Raw genomic sequence first — 23,150 nt, 5'->3', positions numbered from 1 at the left:
CGGCGGGTTCAACCGGTCGACGCAACACACTAAGAGCCGCTCAGGCCGAAGGAGTGTTGGACATGAAACAGCGACCGCGGATCTACTACTCGGACAGCCAGAAGGCGCTGATGTGGGCGCGCTGGAAGGAGGGCTGGACGTTGCATGAGATCGGTAAGATCTTCGACCGATCTCACTCGTCGATCCACAGGGTCATTGCGCAGACCGGTGGGATTCGCCCACCAGATCGCCGCCGTTCACGGCTCGCACTTACGCTGGCTGAGCGGGAAGAGATTTCACTCGGATTGGCGCTTGGCCAGTCGATCCGCTCTATCGCCGCCCAGATTGGCCGAGCGCCATCCACGGTCAGTCGTGAGATCGAACGCAACGGCGGGCGCATCGGTTATCGGGCCAGCTATGCCGACAGCGCTGCATGGGATCGCGCACATCGCCCGAAGCATTCCAAACTGACTCAGGATCGGGCCCTTGCGCGCATCGTGGCCGGCAAGCTGCGACTGCTGTGGTCACCCGAGCAGATCGCCGGCTGGCTCAAGCATACTTATCCATGCGACGAGAGCCAGCACGTGTCACACGAGACCATTTACCGCAGCCTGTTCATTCAAGCGCGCGGCGCCTTAAAGAAAGAGCTGCTGGCGCACCTGAGACGTACGCGTGGCATGCGGCGCTCTCGCCACTACACGCAGAAGACGGCAATCCATGGGCAGATCGTTGATGCCGTCTCGATTAGCGAGCGCCCAGCCTCTATCGAGGATCGTGCAGTGCCTGGGCACTGGGAAGGAGACTTGGTCTTCGGCAGCGCCAACAGCCAGATCGCGACGCTGGTCGAGCGCCAATCGCGATATGTGATGTTGGTGAAGCTGGAGGGCAAGGACTCGCAGACGGTCGTCGACGCGCTCATCAAGAATGCTCGCAAGTTGCCACAGGAGCTCTACAAATCACTGACTTGGGATCGAGGTACGGAAATGCATGGCCACAAGCGATTCACGATGGCCACTGATATCCAGGTCTACTTCTGTGATCCGCAAAGCCCTTGGCAGCGTGGAAGCAACGAGAACACGAATGGGCTGCTCAGGCAGTACATGCCGAAGGGCATTGACATCTCGGGGGACTCGCAGCTTCAGCTCAACGCGATCGCGAGACAATTGAACGAGAGGCCGCGCAAGACGCTTGGCTTCCAGACGCCCGCTGAGATGTTCAGCGAACTTGTTGCGTCGACCGGTTGAATCCGCCGCCTGTTGCGGTCATTGACTCCGAGCGCGTGACCGGCTGATCGGCAGCGGTTGTTGCCCGGTGTTCGCGGCGCGCGCACTATAAAGTAAAGGCCACTTTATTGCCGTTCGTCAGCGCGACATTGTGCCGACCCAAACCACGGCTTTCAGGAGTACCGCTCCTTGCTTGCAGAATTTGATCCGGAAAGCGCGACCGGCTGCTTGATTCCGGCGCGAACCACTGCTCCGCCACTCTGAGCAGAAGTACGCCTGGGCCTACTGAGCAGCCCGAAAGCTGCAGGTGCGCCCGTAGGAAGCAAAAAACTCAAAACCGCTGCCGCCATCAGGCCCAGCACATCGGTTCAATCACGCTCTTGCTATCGGTACATCCTCCCACCGCGTCGTGTACTGCGGTGTGCGCCTCTCCTGCTTCATCCCCACTCCTTCACCTTGTGGGTGCCACCCGTGCTCGCTGAATGCACGGTGCCTTTGCCGTAGCGCCCGTTGAGCGTGTCCAGCGCCACCATCAGCATCGCCACCTGAACTGCTGATCCCGCGCGTCTTTTCTCTCCCTTCTGACCCAGTCGAGGTCGTAGTGCCGGCTCTCGGCACGACCCATGCTGTCGAGCATCTTCACGCGCTCATCGAGCGCTGAGCATTCGGCCGTGCGATTCGGCAGTGGCTGGCGCTGCGGAGCCGCAGCTCTTGGCGCAGGGGCAGTGAGCGCCTGGGCCTGATCGCGCTGGTGTTGGGCGTGGCGCACTTGATCGTCCCAGCCCATGTTCGATGGCACGCTCTCGGTGCGCTCGATAAAGGCATTGTGTTGGTGGCAGTGCGCACTCGACCAGAACAGGCTGCCACACTGGCTTTGGCAGAGGTAAATGGTTTTAGTGCGCCCCACTTGGCCCACCCTCGACGCTGACCGGCCCGCTCAAGTTCCCCGTGTCTGCCGTCAAGGTGCATGTCAGCGAAGAGCCGGACCCCAACTTGCAGGCACTGGCGCACGACCCGGGCGTTGAAGTGCTGGTGTTTAAGATGGCGATTGCCATGGGCTTTGATTCCCCACGCGCCTTCACCCTTGCGGCCTTGCGCGGTACCGCGACGCAAACTTTGGTATCCAGGTGGTCGGCCGCATCATGCGCGTGCATTCCCTGTTGCAGCGCCGCGGCGGACGTTGGGATGGGCAGGGCGACATGTTCAACCTGCTCGTCGCATCGTGGCTGGTGGTGAGCATGCTGCCTGCGGGCTTGACAGCGGTCGGCATGCCTATGCTGTTAATGTTGCCGCTGTGGCTGTATTCCGTCTGGGTGAGCGGCAAGGCGTTGTCTGGTGCGATACCGAAGGCCAATCTGGCTTACAACATTGGCGGTACCGTCGCCTGCCTGATTCGGAGCGTTATCGTCATTGTCCTCGTGATGGGGCATGGCACCTCCTACAGGGCCTCAAGTTTGAGGCTCGGAAGTGTCTAGAAAATCAGGGGCGATTCACTACAGCCCCAGATACGCCCGCTGCACCGCCGGATCGTCGATCAAGTCCTGTGCGGCGCCGCTGTGCACGATGCGCCCGGTCTCGAGCACATAGCCCCGGTCCGCACCCGACAAGGCCAGTTGCACGTCCTGCTCGACCAGAAGGATGGTGACGCCGTTGCGGCGGATGCTGGCGAGCACGTCCATCAGTTGCTCGACCACGACCGGGGCCAGTCCCAGGCTCATCTCATCGACCAGCAGCAGCGTAGGCGCGGCCATCAGCGCCCGGGCCATGGCACACATCTGCTGCTCACCACCCGACATGCTGCCCGCCAGTTGGCGGCGCCGATCGGACAGGCGCGGAAAGAGTGCGTACATGCGCTCCAGGTCGCGCGCCACCATCACCTTGTCCGGGCGCCGGTAGGCGCCCATCAGCAGGTTGTCTTGCACGCTCATGCGGTCGAACAACTGGCGCCCCTCGGGCACCTGCACCAGCCCCAGGCCGAACGCCTGGTCGGGCGTCATGCCCGATATTTCCTGCCCGTTCATGGCGATGCTGCCGGTGCACGGCAGCACGCGCGACAGAGCCTGCAGCAAGGTGGTCTTGCCGGCGCCATTGCTGCCGACCAGCGCCACCAGCTCAGCCGGGTAGACATCGAGCGTCACATCGTGCAGTGCCAGCATGCCGCCGTAGCCCGCGCTGAGCCCACGCACGGCCAACAGCGGTGCCGGCGCCTGTGCCGTGCTCATGCGCGCCGCTTTCCGAGATAGGCCTCGACCACGGCGGGGTCGGACAGCACGGCATCGGGCACGCCGTCGGCAATTTTTTCTCCATGGTGCATCACCAACAGCCGGTCCGACAGGCTCTTGATGGCCTTGATGACGTGCTCAATGACCAGGATGCCGATGCCCTGGTCGCGCAGCTTGCGGATGATGGCTATCACCTCGTCGATCTCGACTATGTTCAGGCCGGCCATGACCTCGTCGCACAGCAGCAGCTTGGGCTGCATCGCCAGCGCCTTGGCCAATTCGAGGCGCTTGCGGCCCGGGCCGCCGAGCTCGTCGGCGCGCTGCGCGGCGTGCGCGCCCATGCCCACGAATTCCAGGCAGGCTTGCGCCTGTTCGCGCGCCTGTGCCAGGCTGGCTCGCTGGGCGGCATGGCCGAACAGCGCGCCGATGGCCACGTTGTCGAGCACCGACAGGCCCGGAAACGGCCGCATGAGCTGGAACGTGCGGCCAATGCCCAGGCGCGCGCGCTGGTAGGCCAGCAGGTGATTGATGCGCTCGCCCTGGAACAGCACCTCGCCCTCGCTGGCAGCCAGTGTGCCGCTGATCAGGCTGATCAATGTGGTCTTGCCCGCGCCGTTGGGGCCGATCAGGCCGAGGATTTCGCCGGGCGCGAGCGTGAAGCTGACATCGTTGACGGCCACCAGCCCGGCAAAGCGCCGGGAGGCATGGCGGACGTCGAGCAGCGCGCTCATAGCCGGTGTGCCTTGATGTTGTCGATGAAGTAGCGCCAGCCTGTTTTGCACAAGTGGCGCAGCAGGTCGGCCAGGCCGCGCGGCATCAGCACCACGGCCACCACGATGACGATGCCGAAGAACAACCCGGCGATGCTGGTGACTGCGCTCGACAGGTATTCGGAAATCGCCGACAACGTGAAGGCGCCGACGATGGGGCCGAGCACCGTGCCCGGGCCGCCGAACACGGCCATGATGATCATCTTGACGTTGAGGCCGATGTCGAACGCGCTTTCGGGGTCGAGGAAGGTGATCCAGTAAGCATGGACGCCGCCGGCCAGCGCGCTGAACACACCCGAGAGAGCAAACGCAAGCACCTTGTACAGCGTGGTGTTCACACCCATGACGGCGGCGGCCTCCTCGTTCTCGCGGATCGCGATCAGGCCGAAACCGAAGCGGCTGCGCGTCAGCCAGAAGATGGCCAGCGTGGCCACCACTAGCAGCGCCAGTGAGAGCTCGTAGAACAGCCGGTCGTTGTTGAGCGGCGGCAGCACCAGGCCGATGTTGCGGCCCGCCAGCTCGACGTTCGAGACGATGGCCGTCATGACCTGCGACAGTGCCAGCGTGGCGATGGCGAAATAGTGGCCCCTGAGCCGCAGCACCGGCAAGCCGAGCACGAAGGCGAACACCACGGCCAGCGCAACGCCGAAGGCCAGGCCCACGCCGAACGGCAGGCCCCACTGCACCATGGCGATGGCCACTCCGTAGCTGCCGAGGCCATAGAAGACGGAGTTGCCGAAGGAGGCATAACCGGTGTAGCCGCCGATGATGTTCCAGCCCTGCGCCAGTACGGCGAGCAACAGGGTGTTGATGCCAAATTGCACCAGCACGTCGGAGCCATACCACGGTACCCCGGCGAGCAACAGCAGCGCCAGCAGAACGAGGCCGACGCGCACGGCCTTCACGCCGTCCTCCCCAGCAGGCCGCCCGGGCGCACGATGAGCACCAGCACCAGGATGCCGAAGCTGGCGACGTCGCGGTAGGTGGGCCCGATGTAGAGCGAGGTCAATGCCTCGACGATGCCGAGGAACAGCCCGCCGACGATGACGCCGAGCGGGTTGTCGAGCCCGCCGATGATGGCGATGGCGAACGACTTTGCGGTCAGCGACGCGCCGATGTAGGGGTTGATCTGCGACACCGTGCCATACAGCCCGCCCGCGGCGCCCGCCAGCGCAAGCCCTAGGCCGAAAGTGCTGGCGTAAAGGTGCCTGGGCTCGACGCCATACAGGCGCGCCGCGACCAGGTTCTGCGCGGTCGCGCGTATCGCCCGCCCGAGCCAAGAATGCAGCAAAAACAACCACATGCCGACCGTGAGCACGATGGCCACGCCAAACGCGCCCAGGCGTGCCAGCGGCAACACAACCGGTCCCCATTGCACGCTGTTGCCCGCATACGGCGGGTTGATGATGCGAAAGTCGGCCGAGAACGCCATCTGGGCGAGGTAGGTCAGGACGACCTCGATGCCGAAGGTGATCAACAGCGTGTTGAACATCGGTGCGCGCACGACCAGGTTCAGCACGACGCGCTGCAGCATGTAGCCCAGGCAGAACATCAGCACCGCCGTGATCGGCAGGCCCAGAAAAGGGTCGATGTGCGCGTCGGTGTAAAGATACCAAGACAGGTACGCGCCGAGCATGATGAAGGCGCCATGTGCCAAGTTGACGATGTTGAGCACGCCCCACACCAAGGCCAGGCCCAGCGCCATGACGGCATAGAGCCCGCCCAGCAGCACGCCGTTGAGCAGGATTTGCGCGAGCAGGTCCACGCGGCGTTCCTAAGGGCCTGCCTGCTACCGCGCGTTCCAGGCCGGCATCGGGTATTTGGGTGGGGTGACGAAGCCCTTGGCGCCGTAAATCTCGACCAGCTTATCGCCATGCACCTGGATCACCACCTGGGGCAGATCGATCTGGCCGTTCTTGCCAAACGAAACCGGGCCGTAGACGCTGTCGAATTTGAGCTTGGTCAGTGCATCGCGCACCTTCTGCGGATCGGTGCTGCCGGCGTCTTCCATCGCCTGCACCAGCGCCTCCACGTCGGCCACGCCGGAAGCGGCGTGGTAGTCGGGCTCGTAGCCGAAGCGCGCCTGGTACTCCTTGGCGAACTGCAGGGCATCGCCGAACCAGCGGTCCTTCAGCGCCGCTGACGGCAGCCAGGCCGTCATGCCGAAGGCGTAGTCGGCATCCTTGCCCAGGGCCTTGCGAAAGTCTTCGCTGGGAACGCCCACGGTGAACGAATACATCTTCGGCGCCACGGCTAGGCTCTTGGCCTGGCGCACGAAGTTGAGAATCTCGGTCTCGTGACCCGCCACGAGCATCACTTCGACGTTCTTGCTTTTGATCTGCGACAGCAGTGAACTGAAGTCGGTGGCGTTGGTGCTGTAGCGCTCGTCGACGGCGATCTCCAGCCCGGCTTTCTTCAGCATCGGCCGCGTGCCCTGGGCCACCGACACGTCGAACGCATCGTCGGCATACAGCAGCGCCACCGTTTTAGGCGGCGGCTTGAGCAATTGAAGCATGTCGACGGTGCTGCCAAAATAATTGCTTGCCGGTGCGAGCGTGCCGAAGATGTACTTGAAATTGCGCGCAAAGATCTGGTCGGAGGCGCCACCGCCCTGCACCATGGGCACTTTGTACTTTTCGGATACGGCCGAATCGGCCAGGGCGAAGTTGCTGGCGAACGGGCCGAGCAGCAGGTTGACCTTGTCCTGCGAGACGAGCTGGGTGTACTGGCGCACGCTCAGGTTGACATCGGACTGGTTGTCGTAGAGCTTGAGCGCCAGCTTGTGCGGCTGGCCGGCGATCTTCACGCCACCGGCAGCATTGATCTTGTCGACCGCCAGCTGATACGCATCGCGGTAATAGCGGCCGGTGTTGGCAACCGGCCCGGTCAGTTGCACCGAGGCCCCCAGCACGACCTCCTGCGCGAGCGCAGCGCACCCAGTCCATGCCGCGAAACAGCCGGCCAATACAGAGGCAATCCACTGGGAGCGCTTGAGAGACAGCATGACGATCTCCTAGACAAGGCGACAGCGTCGAGCCGACATCCGAAAGAGAGGGGCTATCGCCGCGCCCTGCTTTCTCCAAAAAGATGCAGCATGAATGCATATATAGCACTGTTACCGCTCAAAGGCCAGTGCGATGTCCTGTCGCCAGCGCACCTAACCCAAATGCACTGACAGGCCCTGCTCTGCTGCGGTTGTTGCAAATGTCACGCGGCGCAGAACACTTGACATAGGCCGCGCACCCCTGGGCGGGATGCTGAATCCACCCGGAGCATGGCACTTCGGAGCACCCGCTGCTTTTTTCCGGAGACTTCATGGATGCACCATGGTTCGCTTCAGCGCGCCGCACTGCGGGTCTGGTTGCTGCCGCCCTGCTTTTCGGCTGTGCCGCGGGCCCCAGCTATGTGCGCCCGCCCATCGAAGCGCCCCCCACCTACAAGGAGGGGCCGTGGCGGCCCGCACAGCCTCAAAGCATCGACAGCGAGCACCCCTGGTGGTCGCTGTATGCCGACGGCACACTCGATCGCCTGATCGCGCAAGCAACCCAGGCCAACCAGAACATTGCCCAAGCCGAAGCGCAGGTGCGCCAGGCGCGTGCCATTGCCGATGCGGCCCGGGCGGGCTTTTTTCCGACGGTTGGCGCCACGGCTGGTGCAGAACATGCCCTGACCAACAGCAACGGCAGCCATCTTGGCAATACGGTCAGCGTGGGCCTGCAGGCCGGCTGGGAGCCCGACCTGTGGGGCGGCGTGCGGCGTGCGGTCGAGGCCGGCAACGCCGGCAGCCAGGCCAGCGCCGACGATCTGGCGGCCGCGCGCCTGAGCGTGCAGTCCACGCTGGCGCAGGACTACTTTCAGCTGCGCACCACCGACCGCCAGATCGCGCTCTATGAACGCACCGTCGCCGCCTACCGCAAGGCGCTGGCACTGGCGCAGGCACAGTACAACGCCGGCGTTACGCTGCGCTCGGACGTGGCGCTGGCCCAGACGCAGCTCGAAGCGGCCAACGCGCAGCGCATCGACCTGCAAGTGCAGCGCAACCAGCTGGAACACGCGATCGCCGTCCTGCTGGGCAAGGCGCCGGCTGCATTCGCGCTTTCAGCGCTTGATGCGCCGGTGGCAACGCTGCCGCTGATTCCGACCGGACTGCCCTCCGAACTGCTGGAGCGCCGGCCCGACATTGCCAGCGCGGAGCGCCGCGCGGCGAAGGCCAACGCCAATATCGGCGTGGCCCGTGCTGCCTACTACCCCGCGCTGACGCTCAGCGCCAGCGTCGGCAGCACCGCCACCAGCCTGGCCACGCTGTTCTCCACCCCGGCCCGCGTCTGGTCACTCGGCGCTGCACTGGCGGGTACGCTTTTTGACGGCGGCCTGCGCAGGGCGCGCGACGCCCAGGCGGTGGCGGCCTACGACATCACCGTGGCCCAATACCGGCAAACCGTGCTGGCCGGCTTTCAGGAGGTGGAAGACAACCTTGCCGCCCTGCGCGTGCTCGGCCAGGAATCGGCCGTGCAGGAGCGTGCCGTGCAGGCCGCCGGGTTGGCCGAGCGGCTGGCCCTGAGCCAGTACCGCGCCGGAAGCGCCAGCTACCTCGCGGTGATCAATGCCCAGACGCTGTCGCTGACCAACCAGCGCGCACTCGAACAATTGCGCGGCCGCCAGCTTGTCGCCAGTGTCGCGCTCATCGCGGCCACGGGAGGCGGCTGGAGCGCGGCCGGCCGCGAACGCGATGCCGCAGCGCTTGCACGCACGCCTTGATGCGCTTCAAAGGAAGCCGCCCCCATGAACGCATCGCCTGTCCGCCGCCGCTACGTTCTGCTGGGCCTGGTCTGCCTCGTTGCCGTGCTCGCCAGCGCCTGGTATTTCAGCCGCCCGGCGCCGGCTGCACGGTCCACTGCGGCACCCCCCGTGCGGGTCATCACAGCGCCCGTGCTGTCGCAGGCGGTGCCCATCTACCAGACGGGCCTGGGCACGGTCACGGCCGCGCAAAGCGTCACCGTCAAGACCCGCATCGACGGCCAGCTGGACCAGGTCGGCTTCACCGAAGGCCAGGATGTCAAGGCCGGCCAGATGCTGGCGCGCATCGACCCGCGCACGCTGCTGGCGCAGCTGGCGCAGGCCCAGGCCCAGCGCGCCAGGGACCAGGCCCAGCTGATGAATGCGCGCAGCGATTTGCAGCGCTTTGTGCGCCTGATCGGCGAAGACGCGGCGACGCAGCAGCAGCTGGACACGCAAAAAGCGCTGGTCGCGCAACTCCAGGCCAGCGTGCAGACCGACGACGCGCAGGTCCAATACGCGCAGGTGCAGCTGAGCTTCACCACCATCCTGGCACCCATCAGCGGGCGCGTGGGTGCGCGCCTGGTCGATCCGGGCAACATCGTGCACGCAACCGACGCCAATGGCCTGGTGGTGATCAACCAGATCGACCCGATTGCCGTCGTCTTCACGCTGCCCGAGGACGCCTTCCAGGACATCAACCGCGCCCTGCAGGCCAGCCACGAGCCGCTGGCGGTGCAGGCCTACCCGCGCGAAAGCCAGGAGCTGCTGGGCAGCGGCACGCTGGTGCTGCTGAACAACCAGATCGACCCGGCCACCGGCACGGTGCAGCTCAAGGCCCGCTTTCCCAACCCGCAGCACCGCCTGTGGCCGGGCCAGTTCGTCAACGTGCGCCTGCTGCTGGGCATGCGCGATCAGGCGCTGACCGTGCCCGCTGCCGCCGTGCAGCGCAGCCAGGACGGCACCTATGCCTATGTGGTCAGAGCCGATGGCCGCACGGTACAAAACCAGGCGATCACCGTGGCGCAGATCCAGGACGGGCTGGCTGTGATCACCCAGGGCCTGAGCGCCGGCCAGCGCGTGGTGGTGGCCGGACAGTACAAGCTCAAGCCGGGATCGGCCATCGCTGAAGCCACGCCGCCTGCCGCTGCAATGCCCTCCAGCGCAGGGGCACGGAAATGAGCCTTTCCGCCCACTTCATCCAGCGCCCCATCGGCACCACGCTGCTGGCCCTGGCGCTGCTGCTGGTGGGCATGGCCCTGTTTCCGTTGCTGCCCATCGCGCCGCTGCCGCAGGTGGACTTTCCGACCATCCAGGTGTCGGCCAGCCTGCCCGGTGCCAGCCCCGAGACCATGGCCTCGAACGTGGCGCAGCCGCTGGAGCGCCAGTTCTCGCTGATCGCCGGCCTGGCGCAGATGACCTCGCTCAGCGGGACCGGCTCGTCGCAGATCACCCTGCAGTTCGACCTGAACCGCCCCATCGACGCCGCCGCGCTCGACGTGCAGGCCGCCATCAACGCCGCCAGCGGCCAGCTGCCGGCCAACCTGCCGAGCCCGCCGACCTTTCGCAAGATCAACCCGGCGGACTCGCCCATCATGCTGCTGACCGTGCAGTCGCAGACGCTGCCTTTGATCCAGGTGAACGACTACGCCGACAACATCCTGGCCCAGCAGATCTCGCAGATCACGGGCGTGGGGCTGGTCAACATCGGCGGAGCGCAAAAGCCCGCCGTGCGCATCCAGGTCGACCCAGCCAAGCTGGCCGCCACGGGCATGAGCCTGGAAGACATTCGCGGCGTGATGGCCACCGTGTCGGTGAACCAGCCCAAGGGCACGCTGGACGGGCCGGCGCAGAGCTTCACCGTCTACACCAACGACCAGCTGCTCAGCGCCGCGCCCTGGAACGACGTGGTGCTGGCCTACAAGAACGGCGCGCCAGTGCGGGTGCGCGACATTGGCGTGGCCGTCGATGCCGCGGAAAACAACAAGGTGGCGGCCTGGGCCTATGCCGGCGCCGCCGAACCCGACAGCGGCATCCACAACGGCCGCGCTCTGTTGCTGGTCATCTTCAAGCAGCCGGGCGCCAACGTGATCGAGACGGTCGACCAGATCAAGGCCGCGCTGCCGCGCCTGCAGGCCGCGCTGCCGCCCACGGTCGAGGTCCACACCTTGGTCGACCGCACGCAGACCATCCGCGCCTCGGTGCACGACGTCGAGTTCACGCTGATGCTGACCATCGCGCTGGTGGTGCTGGTGATCTTCATCTTCCTGCGCAATGTGGCGGCGACGCTGATCCCGAGCGTGACGGTGCCGCTGGCGCTGCTGGGCACCACGGCCATCGTGTACCTGGTGGGGTTCAGCCTGGACAACTTGTCGCTGATGGCGCTGACGATCTCGGTCGGCTTTGTCGTGGACGACGCCATCGTGATGCTGGAGAACATCTACCGCCATATCGAGGACGGCATGGCGCCGATGGAGGCGGCCACCCAGGGGGCCGGCGAGATCGGCTTCACCATTGTGTCGATCTCGGTCTCGCTGGTGGCGGTGTTCATTCCGCTGCTGCTGATGGGCGGCATCGTGGGCCGGCTGTTCCGCGAGTTCGCCATCACCGTGACGCTGGCCATCGCCGTCTCGGTACTGATCTCGCTCACCCTCACGCCCATGCTGTGCTCGCGCTTCCTGCAAAACCAGCACGCCCGCGCGCATGGGCGGCTGTACCAGTTCTTCGAGCGCGGCTTCGACACCTTGCTCGACGGCTACCGGCGCGGCCTGAACGTGGTGCTGCGCCACCAGTTCATCACGCTGTGCGTCTTCTTTGCCACGCTGGTGGCCACGGTGGCGCTGTTCATCGCCATCCCCAAGGGCTTTTTCCCGCAGCAGGACACGGGCTTCATCTTCGGGTCGGCGCAGGCCGGACAGGACTCCTCGTTTGCTGCGATGAACCGGCGCATGGTGCAGTTTGCCGACGTGGTGCGCCAGGACCCCGACGTCACCGGCCTGGCGATGTTCGGCAACTCGTCGATCTTCAACACCGGCAACTTCTTCATCTCGCTCAAGCCCAGGGACGAGGGGCGCACCTTGAGCGCCGACCAGATCATTGCCCGGCTGCGCCCGAAGGTGGCCAACATCGAGGGCGCTTCGCTGCTGATGCAGGCCGGCCAGGACGTCAACGTGGGCGGGCGCCTGTCGCGCACGCAGTACCAGTACACCCTGACCGACGCCAACCTCGACGAGCTCAACCTGTGGGCGCCCCGGCTGCTGGAACGCTTTGCGCAACTGCCGCAGCTCACCGACGTGGCCTCGGACCTGCAAAATGCCGCCGCTACGGCCACGCTGACGATAGACCGTGACCGTGCGTCGAGCTTCGGTTTCTCGCCCGCCGCCGTCGACGCGACGATCTACGACGCCATCGGCCAGCGCCAGGTGGCCCAGTTCTTTACGCAGATCAACAGCTACCACATCGTCCTGGAGGTGACGCCGACGCTGCAGACCGATCCCTCGCTGTTTGGCAAGCTCTACATGACCTCGCCGCTGACCGGCCAGCAGGTGCCGCTGTCGGCCTTCGTCAAGCTCGACAGCAACAAGACCGCCTACCTCTCGATCAGCCACCAGGGCCAGTTCCCGGCCGTGACGCTGTCGTTCAACCTGGCGCCCGGCGTGGCGCTGGGCGAGGCGGTGGAGGCCATCAACCAGGCCCAGAGCAGCATGGGGCTGCCGCAGGCGCTGAGGGGGTCGTTCCAGGGCACGGCACAGGCCTTCCAGGACTCGCTGCGCACCCAGCCCTACCTGATTGCCGCCGCGCTGGTCGCGGTCTACATCGTGCTCGGCCTGCTCTACGAGAGCTACATCCATCCGCTCACCATCCTGTCGACGCTGCCCTCGGCCGGCGTCGGTGCGCTGCTGATCCTGATGGCGGGCGGCTACGAGCTGACGGTGATCGCGCTGATCGGCATCATCCTGCTGATCGGCATCGTCAAGAAAAACGGCATCATGATGATCGACTTCGCGCTCACCGCCGAGCGCGAGCAGGGCCTGGCGCCGCGTGACGCGATCTACCAGGCCTGCCTGCTGCGCTTTCGCCCCATCATGATGACCACCCTGTGCGCGCTGCTCAGTGGCCTGCCGCTGATGCTGGGCCACGGTGCCGGCTCGGAACTGCGCCGGCCACTGGGCTACGCCATGGTCGGCGGGCTGCTGCTGTCGCAGGCGCTGACGCTGTTCACCACGCCCGTCGTCTACCTCTACCTGGACCGGGCGCACTACTGGTTCATGCGCCGGCGCGGCATGGGGCAGGCACATACGCCCTGAACCAGGAAGGGAGCGGCTCAGAACAGCGTCTCGACGCTGCAGGCAAGCCGGTAGCCGGCGCCGCGCTCAGTCACGATCAGTGTGGGATGGGCCGAATCGGCTTCGATCTTGAGCCGCAGCCGCCGGATCTGCACGTCGATCGTGCGGTCATAGACCTCCGCCTCGTGCAAGCGCGACAGGGACAGCAACTGGTCGCGCGTCAGCACCCGCTGCGGCGCCCGGCACAAGGCATTGAGCAGGCTGAATTCACCGTTCGACAGCTCCACCGAGTGGCCGTCGGCCGCCACCAGGCGCCGCGTGCGCAAGTTGAGCTCCCAGCCCGAAAAACGGAAGGCCCGGCGCGTGTTGTCACGCTCGGGCAGCGTGGCCTGCACCTGGTAGCGGCGCAGCACGGCGTGCACACGCGCCAGCAGTTCGCGCGGGCTGAAAGGCTTGGTCATGTAGTCGTCAGCGCCCAGCTCCAAGCCCATCACGCGGTCGGCCTCGTCGCTGCGCCCGGAGAGCAACACGATGGGCACGGTGGCACGATCGCGCAGGCTGCGCGCCAGCTGCATACCGTCTTCTCCGGGCAGCCGCAGGTCCAGCAACACCAGGTCGATGGCCTCGCGGTCGAACAGCTCGAACATCTCTTGGCCCGAGCAGCCGGCGCTCACGCGCATGTCGTTCTTGCCGAGGTACTCGACCACCAGGTCGCGCACACCGGCGTCGTCGTCGATCACGAGGATGTGCGGGGTGGAGGCTGTGGACATGGTGCAGGCGCGCCAAGATGGCTGCGGCGCCTGTGCAGCATAGTTCCAATGGAAGCCACAGTGCAAGTCTGTCAACCCGGCTTGTGGATATCGGTGCAAGCGCTCATTGGTTTCTGCCGCCGTCGCCACCACCGGCATTGGGATCCATGCGTTCGTTCATGGAAAGCACCCGCCCGTCGGCACTGAAATCGACATCAAACAGGGTTTGCTCCACGTCCCTGACCCGGTACGTGTAAGTAGGGCCGGGCTGGTTGCGATACTTGATGGATTGCTCCGGTCGTCCCAGGGCCTGTTGCACCTGGTCCATGCTCATGCCGGGCGACACCAGCGCTTCCTCGGCATGGCTGATCGTGACGCCGCCTGCCGCCTGGGAGGCGACTGCGCCACAGGCCAGCCCGGCAACCACGAGCAGACGTGCGGCCCCGGGAATGAATTTGAGTGCCATGATGTCCTTCTTTCTTGGAATGAGGTCTCAGGGCGGTCTTCGACAGAAACACCCCACCTGGGCCGCCATGGTGGGCGCACAAAGCAGCGCGCGCATTGCAGCAGGCCAGCGCCGCATGTCAGATGTCATGAGGAACCCTCCCACCAGCCACCCGATCGCACCGCGCATGGAAACAGACGCACCGCTGCCTTCGCACCCCTGGCTGCCCTGGGTGGTGGCGCTCGGCCTGTGGCTGGCGCTGGCGGGCGTTGCCAGCGTCGCCTTGTGGCAGCTGCGCCGAGACGCAGTCGCCCACCAGACCCGCGAACTGGAGCTGCTGGCGCTGGCGCTGACCGACGAAATCGAGCGCAGCCTGCGCGGCACCGAGGCAGGCTTGTACGCGCTGCGCACCGAGCTGCATGACGGACGCCTGCCCATAGAGAGCCCGAACGCCGTGCAGGCGCTGCGCATGCGCGCCGACCTGATGCCCCTGGTTCGCACCTTGTGGCTGGTCGACGGCGGGGGCGAGGTGCTCGCCGCCTCCAGCACGGCAGCCGCGCCAGAGCTAGCGGCCTTCGCGCCCGCCGGCGCGCAGCTGGCCGAGGACGCCGCCACGCTGAGCCGTCCGTTCGCCGATGGCAGCGCGCACGAGATGCAGGTGGCGCTGGGCATTCGCTTCCATAGCGCGCAGGGCACGTCGAGCGGCTGGATCCTGGCCGCCCTGCCGGCCAGCGCCCTGCTGGGCGCCTTCAGCGCAGCCCAGCAGGGGCCGGAGACGCGCATGGCGGTGTTCCGCAACGATGGCGTGCGCCTGGCCAGCGCCAATGCCGCCCCGTCCAGCGTCAGCGAGTCCCTGATGGCGCAGCGCCTGGCGCAGCGCCCGAACCAAGAGATCCGGAGCTTTCGCGACGGCAGCGAGAACCTGGTGAGCCTGCACCATGTGCCCCGCTATAACGTCAAGATTTTGGTGTCGCTCGACCTCCAGGCCGCGCTGCGGCCCTGGCGCGGAGCCGCTGACATGGCGGCGGCGGTGCTGGCTTTGCTGCTGCCCACCACGCTGGCCGCCCTGCTTTTTGTGCGCCGCGCCGAGCGCCGGCGCCTGCAGGCCCAGCGCGCGCTGCAGCGGCAACTGGTGCGCGCCAGCAGGCTCGAATCGCTGGGGACGCTGGCCAGCGGCGTGGCCCACGACTTCAACAACCTGCTGGCGGGCATCGTGGGCTTTGGCGAGATGGCGCGCGACGCCGCCCCCAATGGCAGCGACCAGGCGCGCCACCTCGACAAGGTGCTCCAGGCCTCCCTGCGCGGCAAGGCGCTGGTCGAACGCATCCTGGCCTTCAGCCGCGGCGGGGCCCGCGTCTCCACCGTCTTCGAATTCGAACCCGTGGTCGAAGAGGTCCTCACCCTGCTCTCGGTCAATTTGCGCCCCGGGCTGGTGTTGGAGCGCGGCTTTGATGCCACGGGCGCGCGCCTGCGCGGCGATCCGACCCAGGCCTTTGAAGCCGTCATGAACCTGTGCACCAACGCCCTGCAGGCGATGCCCGGCAACGGCCTGCTGAGCGTGCACCTGGAGCGTGCCCACGTGGCCGCACCGCGCGTGCTCTCGCACAGTGCCCTGCCGGCCGGAGACTATGTGGCGCTGAGCGTATCGGACCAGGGCGTCGGCATCACGCCGCAGGTCATGGAGCACCTGTTCGAGCCCTTCTTCACCACGCGCGGCGCGCAGTCGGGCACCGGCCTGGGCCTGGCCGTGGTCCATGGCGTGGTGGCCGAATTCGGCGGCGCCATCGACGTGCGCAGCACGCCCGGCCAGGGCGCCTGCTTTACCCTCTACTTCCCCGAATGCACCGAGGCCGGCGGCGCGGGCGCACCCGCACGCCGCACCTTCCCCGAAGGCACGGCACTGGAGCTGATGGTGGTGGACGACGACCCCTCACTGATGGCACTGGTGGGGGAGCTGCTGCGGGACATGGGCTATGCCAGCGCCGGCTTCACCGACCCGCGCGCCGCGCTGCAGGCGCTGCAGGCGCAGCCGCAGCGCTTCGCCGCCGTCCTCACCAACGAGGCCATGCCCGGGCTCACCGGCACCGAGCTGGCCGCCGCCCTGCGGGCACATGCGCCGGGGCTGCCCGTGCTGCTGCTCAGTGGCTACGGCGGTGCGTCGCTGGCACGCCGCGCCACTGCCGCCGGCGTGGCCCGGGTTCTCGCCAAACCCCTGCAGCGCGCCGATCTTGCCCGTGCCCTGGTCGATCTGCTGGGCTGATTTCATTGCAAATGGCATTTCGCGCCCAGCCTTCGGACACATGGCTGCACCCGGGCCTTGCGAGCATGCGCGTCACCGCTCCCACCCTTTGCGATGGTTCCCATGAAAAGAGGTCCGCCCATGCCGCCGAGCGCCATCCCGCGCGCAGCTGCCACCGCTGTGCAGCCAGCGCCTTGCCGGCCCGGCAGCCACCCGGCGGGTGCATGCGCATGGCGTTGTGGAGCGAGAAACCGGTTGCACCCATGAGCCTGCCTGCGCTGCCCCAAGGCACCGGCTCGGCGGCCGGGGCGCATCTGCTGATCCACACCGGTGCCGCGGTGGCCGAGGGCTGGAGCCTGGAAGCCCTGCTGCAGCGCATGCGCGCCCGTGTCCTGCCGCAACCGTGCCCGGAGCGCACGCGGCTGGCGCTGGAGATCCATGACCAGCGAGGCCACAGCGTGCTTGCGCTTGATCTGGCCGGTTCGCTGGTCGACGTGGCCTTGCAGCCCGGCACCTACCGCGTCACCGCCCGGCGTGGCAACACCCGGCGCAGCTACACCGTCGCGCTCAGCCCGGGCAGTTCGTTCGACCTGCACGTGCGCCTGCCGCATCCTGGGCACTGAGGCTCGCAGAAGGCCAGAGTACGTAACGAGTCGTCACATATCGATGGCAAATGCAATGCAGAGATGCATTTGGCATCGCGCGGGCGCATCATTGCACTGCGAACCATGGAGCCTGCCGCTGCGCACTGTCCCAAAGGAGTCGACCATGCAGATCTTCACGCTCAAAGCCGCGCTGGGCGCGGCACTGCTTCTATGCAACGTGGGCGCCTTCTGCGCGCCCAATGAGGGACCTTACGTCGGAGGCGGTCTGGGCGTTCCCAACTACCCCGACACCGTTAATGGCTTCGACAGCGGCGGCTCATCGGTCGCCGGCAAGCTCTATGGGGGTTACCAGTTCACACCCAACTTCGCGCTCGAAGCGGGCCTGAGCGACCTGGGCCGCGTCGGGCTGAGCGGCAGCCGGGTGCGCGGCCGCAGCGCATTCGTCGATGCGGTGGGCTTGGCGCCGCTCACGGACCAGTGGGCGCTGCTGGGACGCCTGGGCCTGGCCCACGCCACGCTCGACACACCGGCCGGCGACAGCAGCGGCAACGGGCTCAAGCTCGGCCTGGGCGCGCAGTACCTGCTGACCCCGAATGTCGCGCTGCGCGGCGAGTGGGAGCGCTACCGCCCGAGCGTGTTTGGTGGCCACAGCAACGTCGATCTCTACACCATCGGCGTACGCGTGGGCTTCTAAATCCATAGCTGCTTGCGCATTCTGCTGTTGGGTTTCAGGCATAAAACACATCGAAACACAGCACGCATGTGCGCAAGCAGCTCACTTTTTAGGTTTTCCACCCGAACGCAGCCGGCCGGCGGATCGGCGTGTCCGCGCCGCCAGCGCTGCATCAAACTATTGATTTAATAGCTGCCAGCGCTTGACCACCAAGCGTTACCGGCACTTTTCAGGGAAATTCCTGGAGCAGCGTGCGCAGCCCCTGCGCCACGCGCTCGACCAGGCGGCTGCGCCGCGCATCAGCGCCGGCCAGGTCGTGCTGCGCCAGCTCCCACTGCGGGTAACTGCGCGCTGGCGCCAGGCTGCGCACCAGGGCGGCCAGCGCCTGCGTGCCCTGCGGTGGATCGGCGTCGCCGGCTGCGGCCACGTGCAGTGTGTCCAGCGCTGCATGGCCGCGCTGCTCCAGCGCCGCGCACAGGTGCAGCAGGCTGCCCGCCAGCAGCAAAAGCACTTCGTTTTCGAGCGTCAGCTCTTCGGTGCCGCGCACGCGGTTGGCGATCTTGCGCGGCACCTGGCTCCAGCCCTGGCTCGCCAGGCCGCCCACGGCGGCGCCCAGGGCAGTGGCCGCGCCCAGCGACAGCCCGGCCAGCGCCACATCGGCCACCAGCCCCACGGCCGCGCCCACGGCGGCGCCGGTGCCCAGCTTCTGGCCCGCATCTGCCAGCGTGTGCGGGTTGAACAGGTCGGTCTGCCAGCGTCCGCTGGCCCAGGGCGCCAGGTGCACGTCGGCGTCACCAGCGCCAAAGCCGTACACCGCCAGCATGGCCTGCACGCCCCGGTCCACATGGACGGCCAGGCTCGCCTTGAAGTCGCGCACCAGGGCGGCCTTGCGGAACGCGTCGGCGGCTGCATCGCGGCCGATTTCGCGGCGCATGGAAGCGGCCGTCACCAGCACGCTGGCGGCGAGCTGCGTGGCGGCGACACGGCGCGCGTGCGCCTGCGCTTCCAGCTCGTCCGTGATGGCCTGCAGTTGCGTGCGGCGCGCGCGCAGCAGCACGCCCAGGTCCTGGTAGAGCTGGCGCTCGGCGCCCGTGAAAGGCGCCACCGCATCGAACTGCACCCAGGCGTGCAGGTGGTAGGCGGCCAGCGTTTCGCGCCACTGCGCTTCCTGGCTGTGCCCGCTGCGCAGGAAATTCAGCACCGGCATGACCGGCTTGGCGCAGGCGCTCAGGATCTCGATCTCATAGCGGTACTTGGGCAGCACCTCTTCGCGGCAATCGATCACGTAGATGGCGGCGTCCACCGCGAGCAGCGTGCGCAGCACCTTGGCTTCCTGCTCAAAGGCAGCGTGCGCCTCGGGGCCCTTCAAGAAGGCGCGCACCCGCTCGACCGGCGTGCCCTCGCCGGGCAGGTTTTTCAAATACTGCTGCAGCGCGGCCGCGTCTTCGAGGCCGGGGGTGTCGAAGTAGCGCACGGCCACCACGCCGTCGATGCAAAGGTCGATGCGCTCGACGTGCCGCGTGGTGCCGGGCTGGTCGGCCACGGTGCCAAAGTGGCGCTGGCGTGCCAGGGTGCGCAAGAGCGAGGTCTTGCCCGCGTTGGTGTGGCCGACCACGGCGATCTCAAGGGGCGGTACGGCTGTGATCATGGTGTTGCTCGGCCCAGGCCAGGGCATCGGTGGGTTGGGCAAAACTGGCCACGCCCTGCAGGCCGGCGGCGTCCAGCCAGTCGCGCCAGCGCTGGCGCTGGGGCTGGCCCCGTCCCGCGGGCGGATCGGCCAGCCACAGCGCACAGTGGCCGGCGTGGGCGCAGGCCTCGCGCAGAAAGCGCTCGGTGCCGCGGTCCGGCGTGGCGGCGGCGTTGCACACCAGCACCAGCGCGCGCGGGCGCAGCCGGGCCAGCGCGCCAAGCACGCTGCGGCGCTCGTCCAGCGTGCCGGAGATGCGTTCGATCAGGGCGGCGGCGGCCCACGCCCCGGGCGGCCAGTCCTGGCCCTGCGGCAGCTCAAAGCCCACCACGGCCAGCGCCTGGCCGGCAGCGCCGGGCGCCAGCGTGGCCAGCGACGCGGGACCCTGCGGCGCGGGGTGCTCCGCATCGGTCACGCAGCCCGGCTGCAGGGCCGCGAAGCGCGCCAGCAACTGGCTGAAATACGGGTCGGAGGTGTCGATTTGTATGCGGCCCTTGCGCCGCTGCCACACCACCGCGCACAGCGCAGCGCACAGCAGCCGCGGCAGCAGCCCATACACCGTGACACAGCCCAGCAACCACCAGGCGGCCGCACGCGCGGGCAGCACCAGCGGCGCCTGCGCGCTGGCGCGCCCCGCCACCTCGGACACCGGAAAGCCCAACAACCCCGGCAGCCGGCCCGTGGCCTGCACGAAGGCGGCAAACAGGTCGGCGCTGAGGATGGTGGTCTCCCACGTCAGGCGGTATTCGCGGAAGGCAAAGGCCAGCCACAGTGCGCCCAGCACCAGCACAAAGGCGGCCGACCACACCAGGTGGCTGACCAGCCCGAAGGCCCAGGGCGCGAGGCGCGCACGCTGCAGCATCTGCGCTGCGGCGCGTGCCAGCGCCTGCGCCTGGGGGCGCGGGCCCATCGGCAGGCGCGCAAGCGCCTGCAGCAGCAAGGGCCCGAACGACAGTCTCCCCCAGGCGCCCGGTCCGGAGCGGCCCGGCAGCAGCAGCGCCACCAGCCACAGCAGCAGTGTGAACGCATGCACCCCCAGCGCCGCGACCAGGGCACTGCCGGCGTTGATGCTGCGCGCGTCGGTCAGCATGGCCAGCACCAGGCCATTGGCCAGCAACACCACGGCCACGGCCAAAGCGGCGCCCAGCAGCCAGGCCGCCTCGCGCCAACGTGCCATCTGCGCCACCAGGCCGAGCCGCTCGCCCAGCAGCCAGGCGCGCTCGCGCAAGCGCTGCTGTGGCGCGGCCTGCAGGCGCGCGGCCTCGGCCAGGGCGTGGGCATCGTCGAGCGGCCCGTCCTGCTCGATGCCGCGCACGGCCAGCGCCATCCACACCTCGGCCAAAGGCGATCGGGATGCCGGCGCCATCAGGCAGTGCCCCCGCGCGTGCTGGTTTGTTCTTGTAACGACGGCCGCAAAGCGTCTTTGTCTGACATGCGGAACCGCCACCGCGGGCTGTAATCGAAATACTGCAGCCAGTGGCCACGTCGGCCACGTGCACTGACCGGAGAAATCGCCATGAAGCGCCGCCACCACCTCCAACGTCCTGGCATCGCTCCTTCGCGCGCGCTGGTGGCCTTCGTGGGCACCGTGGTTCTGGCCCTGGTCGCTTCGGCCGCTCTGCTGTGGCCCGATTCGGCCACCAATGCGGCCGATGCGCTCGCACGGGCCCGCCAGGGGCTCGAACACTGGATTCCTGCCAGCCTGCTGCCCCACTGAGCGGCCAGCCCGGCCCCGCGCGCGGGTGCCACGCACCTCACTGCGCAGCCCCGCTGCGCTCCACCACCGCCATGCGCCGGCGCAGGCGCGCCGCTTCTTCGGCATCGGCCGCAGCCTCGGCGCGTGCCGCCTGCAAGGCCAGCCAGGCCAGGAGCGGACGGCGCCAACCCTGGCGCGACGCCGCGTCGAGCGCAGCGGCCACCACCGGCGGACTGGCCTGGCCGCTGCGCAGCAGCACGCCCGCCGCCACCAGGCGCGAAAGCGGGTCCGGGATGCGCGCCAACGCCGCGGCGGCATGGTCTGCGTCGCCCGCTGCGGCCGCCGCCGCCACGCCCTGCTGGGCCGCGGGCAGCAGCGCCACATCGGCTGGCTGAGCTTGGCCTGCCAGGTAATGGGCGTAGGCTGTCTCCGGGGCGGCAGCGTCCTCGCGCAGGGCCTCGAACGCGCTGCAGGGCTCGCTCACCAGGCTGGCCACCTGGGCCGCGCAGCGCAGCAGTTCCACGCGCGCCAGCAGCGCCGGCTGTCCGGTGCGGGCGGTCTCGGCGCGGGCGTTGTCGAACGCGCGCTGCGCTGCACGCGCATTGCCCGACAGGTAGGCCTGCACGGCCTTTTCCGCAGCACCGTGGGCGTTGAGCTGCCAGTCGGGCACGGGCGGGCGGCTGGCGCAGCCGGCCAGCGCGGCGCACAGCAGCACCGCGGCGGCAGCGCCCAGGCGCGGCCTGCGTTGCGCGCGCACAGGGCGTTGCGAAATGTCTGGCACGGACGGGAACCGCTTCATGGCAGCGTCACCTGCCGGTCGCGCGCAAACGGCCATTTGCGGTTGATCTCGTTGACCAGGCCTTCGATCTTGGCCAGGTTGCTCTCGACCTCGGCGCGCAGCGCGCCCAGGTCTTGCGTGCCCGCCCGCACATTGGCGCCCACGGCCTGTGCCTCGGCCAGCACGCCATCGACTTTCTTGAGGCTGTTGCGCGTGTCGGCCAGCAGGCCATTGAGCTGCACCACGGTGGCCCGGACTTCGGGCATCACGCCGCCCGGGCCAAACACCTGCGTGTCGGCCTTGGCGGCCATGGCGTCGATGCGCGCCAGCAGCACATTGGTGTGGTCGAGCGTGGCGACGATTTTTTTCGCATCGGCTTCGCTGCCCATGAGCAGGTTCAGTGCGCCGCCCGGGCCCTTGAGGCGTTCGGTCAGCGCCTGCACGTTGGCCATGCTGGTGCCCAGGGCCGAGTCCTGCGCCGTGAGCGTGTTGAGGTTGCCCAGCAGTTCGCGCGCCGCCGCCATGAGCTGCGGCACCTCGCCCAGCGCATCGCCGCCCAGCACCGGGCGCTCGGCGCCGTCGGGCAGCACGGGGTCGGTCAGCATGCCGCTGTAGGCGCGGATGTTGGTGCCGCCCACCACGCCGCGCACCAGCGTGAACACGCTCGAAGTGCGCAGCCAGTGCGCGTCCTTGCGCGGCACGTCGATCAGGATGCGGGCATTGCCGCCTTCGGCCAGTTCGATGCGGCGCACACGCCCGATCGGAAAGCCCGAGAACGTCATGTCCATGCCCACGACCACGCCCTCGGAGTCGTTGGCCGTGAGCACCAGCGTCTGCGTGGGCTCGAACGCGCCACGCGCATACAGCAGGTAGACGCCCGAGCCGACGATGAGCGCCAGCGTAAACAGCAGCAGCGCCGCGGCCTTGAGCTGCAGGTGCGCCACCGGACGCAGCGGCTCGGCGGCCGGAGGCAGCGCGCTGGGCGGCGCAGGCTGGGGAGGCAGGTCGCCGTTCATGGGGCG

22 protein-coding genes are annotated in these 23,150 nt (G+C 67.7%); 9 read left to right on the top strand and 13 right to left on the bottom strand.

Annotated features, from left to right (window positions below; all coding sequences use genetic code 11):
• The first annotated feature begins 62 nt into the window (after positions 1 to 62).
• Positions 63 to 1,223: an IS30 family transposase gene (locus B2J86_RS15750; RefSeq protein WP_173024929.1), complete on the top strand. Its 1,161-nt coding sequence runs from the start codon at positions 63 to 65 to the stop codon at positions 1,221 to 1,223.
• Between the two features lie 351 nt (positions 1,224 to 1,574).
• On the opposite strand, the gene B2J86_RS18270 is transcribed toward B2J86_RS15750, so the two are convergent.
• Both B2J86_RS18270 and B2J86_RS18265 read right to left on the bottom strand, forming a co-directional pair.
• Positions 1,575 to 1,643, bottom strand: a complete 69-nt coding sequence (locus B2J86_RS18270) for a DUF4113 domain-containing protein (RefSeq protein WP_254068163.1) — start codon at positions 1,641 to 1,643, stop codon at positions 1,575 to 1,577.
• Positions 1,640 to 1,735, bottom strand: a complete 96-nt coding sequence (locus tag B2J86_RS18265) for a DUF4113 domain-containing protein (RefSeq protein ID WP_254068161.1) — start codon at positions 1,733 to 1,735, stop codon at positions 1,640 to 1,642. The genes B2J86_RS18270 and B2J86_RS18265 overlap by 4 nt, the downstream gene beginning before the upstream one ends.
• Before the next feature lie 666 nt (positions 1,736 to 2,401).
• Here B2J86_RS18265 and B2J86_RS15740 point away from each other — a divergent pair.
• Positions 2,402 to 2,677, top strand: a complete 276-nt coding sequence (locus B2J86_RS15740; protein ID WP_173026072.1) for a hypothetical protein — start codon at positions 2,402 to 2,404, stop codon at positions 2,675 to 2,677.
• 18 nt (positions 2,678 to 2,695) lie between these two features.
• Here the strand turns inward: B2J86_RS15740 and B2J86_RS15735 are convergent, their stop codons facing one another.
• From B2J86_RS15735 to B2J86_RS15715, 5 genes are read right to left on the bottom strand one after another with little or no spacing between them, the layout of a single operon-like run.
• A complete protein-coding gene (locus tag B2J86_RS15735; protein WP_173026071.1) occupies positions 2,696 to 3,424 on the bottom strand; it encodes an ABC transporter ATP-binding protein in 729 nt (242 codons plus the stop codon).
• Positions 3,421 to 4,155 carry an ABC transporter ATP-binding protein gene (locus tag B2J86_RS15730; RefSeq protein WP_173026070.1) on the bottom strand — a complete coding sequence of 245 codons (735 nt, stop codon included), beginning with the start codon at positions 4,153 to 4,155 and terminating at the stop codon, positions 3,421 to 3,423. Before B2J86_RS15730 ends, B2J86_RS15735 begins: the two co-directional genes overlap by 4 nt.
• Positions 4,152 to 5,099: a branched-chain amino acid ABC transporter permease gene (locus tag B2J86_RS15725; RefSeq protein WP_173026069.1), complete on the bottom strand. Its 948-nt coding sequence runs from the start codon at positions 5,097 to 5,099 to the stop codon at positions 4,152 to 4,154. The genes B2J86_RS15730 and B2J86_RS15725 overlap by 4 nt, the downstream gene beginning before the upstream one ends.
• Positions 5,096 to 5,959 carry a branched-chain amino acid ABC transporter permease gene (locus B2J86_RS15720; protein ID WP_173026068.1) on the bottom strand — a complete coding sequence of 288 codons (864 nt, stop codon included), beginning with the start codon at positions 5,957 to 5,959 and terminating at the stop codon, positions 5,096 to 5,098. The genes B2J86_RS15725 and B2J86_RS15720 overlap by 4 nt, the downstream gene beginning before the upstream one ends.
• A 24-nt stretch (positions 5,960 to 5,983) precedes the next feature.
• Positions 5,984 to 7,198 carry an amino acid ABC transporter substrate-binding protein gene (locus B2J86_RS15715; RefSeq protein WP_173026067.1) on the bottom strand — a complete coding sequence of 405 codons (1,215 nt, stop codon included), beginning with the start codon at positions 7,196 to 7,198 and terminating at the stop codon, positions 5,984 to 5,986.
• A gap of 311 nt (positions 7,199 to 7,509) precedes the next feature.
• Between B2J86_RS15715 and B2J86_RS15710 the strand changes: the two genes are divergently transcribed.
• The 3 genes from B2J86_RS15710 to B2J86_RS15700 are packed head-to-tail and all read left to right on the top strand — an operon-like array spanning position 7,510 to position 13,277.
• The gene (locus B2J86_RS15710) at positions 7,510 to 8,952 is read left to right on the top strand and encodes an efflux transporter outer membrane subunit (protein ID WP_173026066.1); all 1,443 of its coding nucleotides are present in this window, start codon (positions 7,510 to 7,512) and stop codon (positions 8,950 to 8,952) included.
• 24 nt (positions 8,953 to 8,976) lie between these two features.
• Complete coding sequence (locus tag B2J86_RS15705; protein ID WP_173026065.1) at positions 8,977 to 10,152, top strand: efflux RND transporter periplasmic adaptor subunit; 1,176 nt, start codon at positions 8,977 to 8,979, stop codon at positions 10,150 to 10,152.
• Positions 10,149 to 13,277, top strand: a complete 3,129-nt coding sequence (locus tag B2J86_RS15700; protein ID WP_173026064.1) for an efflux RND transporter permease subunit — start codon at positions 10,149 to 10,151, stop codon at positions 13,275 to 13,277. Before B2J86_RS15705 ends, B2J86_RS15700 begins: the two co-directional genes overlap by 4 nt.
• Positions 13,278 to 13,294: 17 nt before the next feature.
• Here B2J86_RS15700 and B2J86_RS15695 read toward each other — a convergent pair whose 3' ends face one another.
• Both B2J86_RS15695 and bamE read right to left on the bottom strand, forming a co-directional pair.
• On the bottom strand, positions 13,295 to 14,026 hold the full coding sequence (locus B2J86_RS15695; RefSeq protein ID WP_173026063.1) for a response regulator: 732 nt from the start codon (positions 14,024 to 14,026) through the stop codon (positions 13,295 to 13,297).
• A gap of 103 nt (positions 14,027 to 14,129) precedes the next feature.
• Positions 14,130 to 14,471, bottom strand: a complete 342-nt coding sequence (bamE, locus tag B2J86_RS15690) for an outer membrane protein assembly factor BamE (protein WP_169169399.1) — start codon at positions 14,469 to 14,471, stop codon at positions 14,130 to 14,132.
• 166 nt (positions 14,472 to 14,637) lie between these two features.
• Here bamE and B2J86_RS15685 point away from each other — a divergent pair, with 166 nt between their 5' ends.
• The 3 genes from B2J86_RS15685 (at position 14,638) to B2J86_RS15675 (ending at position 17,988) form a co-directional block, all read left to right on the top strand.
• Positions 14,638 to 16,710 (top strand): ATP-binding protein, encoded by a 2,073-nt coding sequence (locus tag B2J86_RS15685; RefSeq protein ID WP_173026062.1) that lies wholly within the window; start codon positions 14,638 to 14,640, stop codon positions 16,708 to 16,710.
• A 242-nt stretch (positions 16,711 to 16,952) separates the two neighbouring features.
• Complete coding sequence (locus tag B2J86_RS15680; protein ID WP_169169401.1) at positions 16,953 to 17,312, top strand: hypothetical protein; 360 nt, start codon at positions 16,953 to 16,955, stop codon at positions 17,310 to 17,312.
• 145 nt (positions 17,313 to 17,457) lie between these two features.
• Positions 17,458 to 17,988, top strand: coding sequence for a porin family protein (locus B2J86_RS15675; protein ID WP_169169402.1), 531 nt, complete (start codon positions 17,458 to 17,460; stop codon positions 17,986 to 17,988).
• A gap of 208 nt (positions 17,989 to 18,196) precedes the next feature.
• Here the strand turns inward: B2J86_RS15675 and B2J86_RS15670 are convergent, their stop codons facing one another.
• Together B2J86_RS15670 and B2J86_RS15665 are read right to left on the bottom strand one after the other, a co-directional pair.
• On the bottom strand, positions 18,197 to 19,615 hold the full coding sequence (locus B2J86_RS15670; RefSeq protein ID WP_169169403.1) for a GTPase/DUF3482 domain-containing protein: 1,419 nt from the start codon (positions 19,613 to 19,615) through the stop codon (positions 18,197 to 18,199).
• Positions 19,590 to 21,020, bottom strand: a complete 1,431-nt coding sequence (locus B2J86_RS15665) for a DUF2868 domain-containing protein (protein ID WP_169636264.1) — start codon at positions 21,018 to 21,020, stop codon at positions 19,590 to 19,592. Before B2J86_RS15665 ends, B2J86_RS15670 begins: the two co-directional genes overlap by 26 nt.
• Before the next feature lie 150 nt (positions 21,021 to 21,170).
• Here B2J86_RS15665 and B2J86_RS15660 point away from each other — a divergent pair, with 150 nt between their 5' ends.
• Positions 21,171 to 21,371, top strand: coding sequence for a hypothetical protein (locus B2J86_RS15660; protein WP_169169405.1), 201 nt, complete (start codon positions 21,171 to 21,173; stop codon positions 21,369 to 21,371).
• Positions 21,372 to 21,408: 37 nt separating this feature from the next.
• Here the strand turns inward: B2J86_RS15660 and B2J86_RS15655 are convergent, their stop codons facing one another.
• Together B2J86_RS15655 and B2J86_RS15650 are read right to left on the bottom strand one after the other, a co-directional pair.
• The gene (locus tag B2J86_RS15655) at positions 21,409 to 22,149 is read right to left on the bottom strand and encodes a hypothetical protein (RefSeq protein ID WP_254068154.1); all 741 of its coding nucleotides are present in this window, start codon (positions 22,147 to 22,149) and stop codon (positions 21,409 to 21,411) included.
• Positions 22,146 to 23,144 (bottom strand): MlaD family protein, encoded by a 999-nt coding sequence (locus B2J86_RS15650; RefSeq protein ID WP_173026061.1) that lies wholly within the window; start codon positions 23,142 to 23,144, stop codon positions 22,146 to 22,148. The genes B2J86_RS15655 and B2J86_RS15650 overlap by 4 nt, the downstream gene beginning before the upstream one ends.
• Positions 23,145 to 23,150 lie beyond the last annotated feature (6 nt).

Origin of the sequence: Acidovorax sp. SRB_14, from assembly GCF_012932145.1 — a bacterium.
Classification (GTDB): Bacteria; Pseudomonadota; Gammaproteobacteria; order Burkholderiales; family Burkholderiaceae_C; genus Simplicispira.
Note: the sequence above shows the minus strand (reverse complement) of the source record. Positions and strands in the feature narration are given on the sequence as shown.

Coding starts and splice junctions, on each gene's coding strand:
- B2J86_RS15740 (WP_173026072.1), top strand. CDS start 2,402: ATGTTCAACCTGCTCGTCGCATCGTGGCTGGTGGTGAGCATGCTGCCT.
- B2J86_RS15705 (WP_173026065.1), top strand. CDS start 8,977: ATGAACGCATCGCCTGTCCGCCGCCGCTACGTTCTGCTGGGCCTGGTC.
- B2J86_RS15695 (WP_173026063.1), bottom strand. CDS start 14,026: ATGTCCACAGCCTCCACCCCGCACATCCTCGTGATCGACGACGACGCC.
- B2J86_RS15685 (WP_173026062.1), top strand. CDS start 14,638: ATGGAAACAGACGCACCGCTGCCTTCGCACCCCTGGCTGCCCTGGGTG.
- B2J86_RS15735 (WP_173026071.1), bottom strand. CDS start 3,424: ATGAGCACGGCACAGGCGCCGGCACCGCTGTTGGCCGTGCGTGGGCTC.
- bamE (WP_169169399.1), bottom strand. CDS start 14,471: ATGGCACTCAAATTCATTCCCGGGGCCGCACGTCTGCTCGTGGTTGCC.
- B2J86_RS18265 (WP_254068161.1), bottom strand. CDS start 1,735: ATGGTGGCGCTGGACACGCTCAACGGGCGCTACGGCAAAGGCACCGTG.
- B2J86_RS15660 (WP_169169405.1), top strand. CDS start 21,171: ATGAAGCGCCGCCACCACCTCCAACGTCCTGGCATCGCTCCTTCGCGC.
- B2J86_RS15675 (WP_169169402.1), top strand. CDS start 17,458: ATGCAGATCTTCACGCTCAAAGCCGCGCTGGGCGCGGCACTGCTTCTA.
- B2J86_RS15730 (WP_173026070.1), bottom strand. CDS start 4,155: ATGAGCGCGCTGCTCGACGTCCGCCATGCCTCCCGGCGCTTTGCCGGG.
- B2J86_RS15670 (WP_169169403.1), bottom strand. CDS start 19,615: ATGATCACAGCCGTACCGCCCCTTGAGATCGCCGTGGTCGGCCACACC.
- B2J86_RS15665 (WP_169636264.1), bottom strand. CDS start 21,020: ATGGCGCCGGCATCCCGATCGCCTTTGGCCGAGGTGTGGATGGCGCTG.
- B2J86_RS15650 (WP_173026061.1), bottom strand. CDS start 23,144: ATGAACGGCGACCTGCCTCCCCAGCCTGCGCCGCCCAGCGCGCTGCCT.
- B2J86_RS15680 (WP_169169401.1), top strand. CDS start 16,953: ATGAGCCTGCCTGCGCTGCCCCAAGGCACCGGCTCGGCGGCCGGGGCG.
- B2J86_RS15750 (WP_173024929.1), top strand. CDS start 63: ATGAAACAGCGACCGCGGATCTACTACTCGGACAGCCAGAAGGCGCTG.
- B2J86_RS15715 (WP_173026067.1), bottom strand. CDS start 7,198: ATGCTGTCTCTCAAGCGCTCCCAGTGGATTGCCTCTGTATTGGCCGGC.
- B2J86_RS15700 (WP_173026064.1), top strand. CDS start 10,149: ATGAGCCTTTCCGCCCACTTCATCCAGCGCCCCATCGGCACCACGCTG.
- B2J86_RS15710 (WP_173026066.1), top strand. CDS start 7,510: ATGGATGCACCATGGTTCGCTTCAGCGCGCCGCACTGCGGGTCTGGTT.
- B2J86_RS15655 (WP_254068154.1), bottom strand. CDS start 22,149: ATGAAGCGGTTCCCGTCCGTGCCAGACATTTCGCAACGCCCTGTGCGC.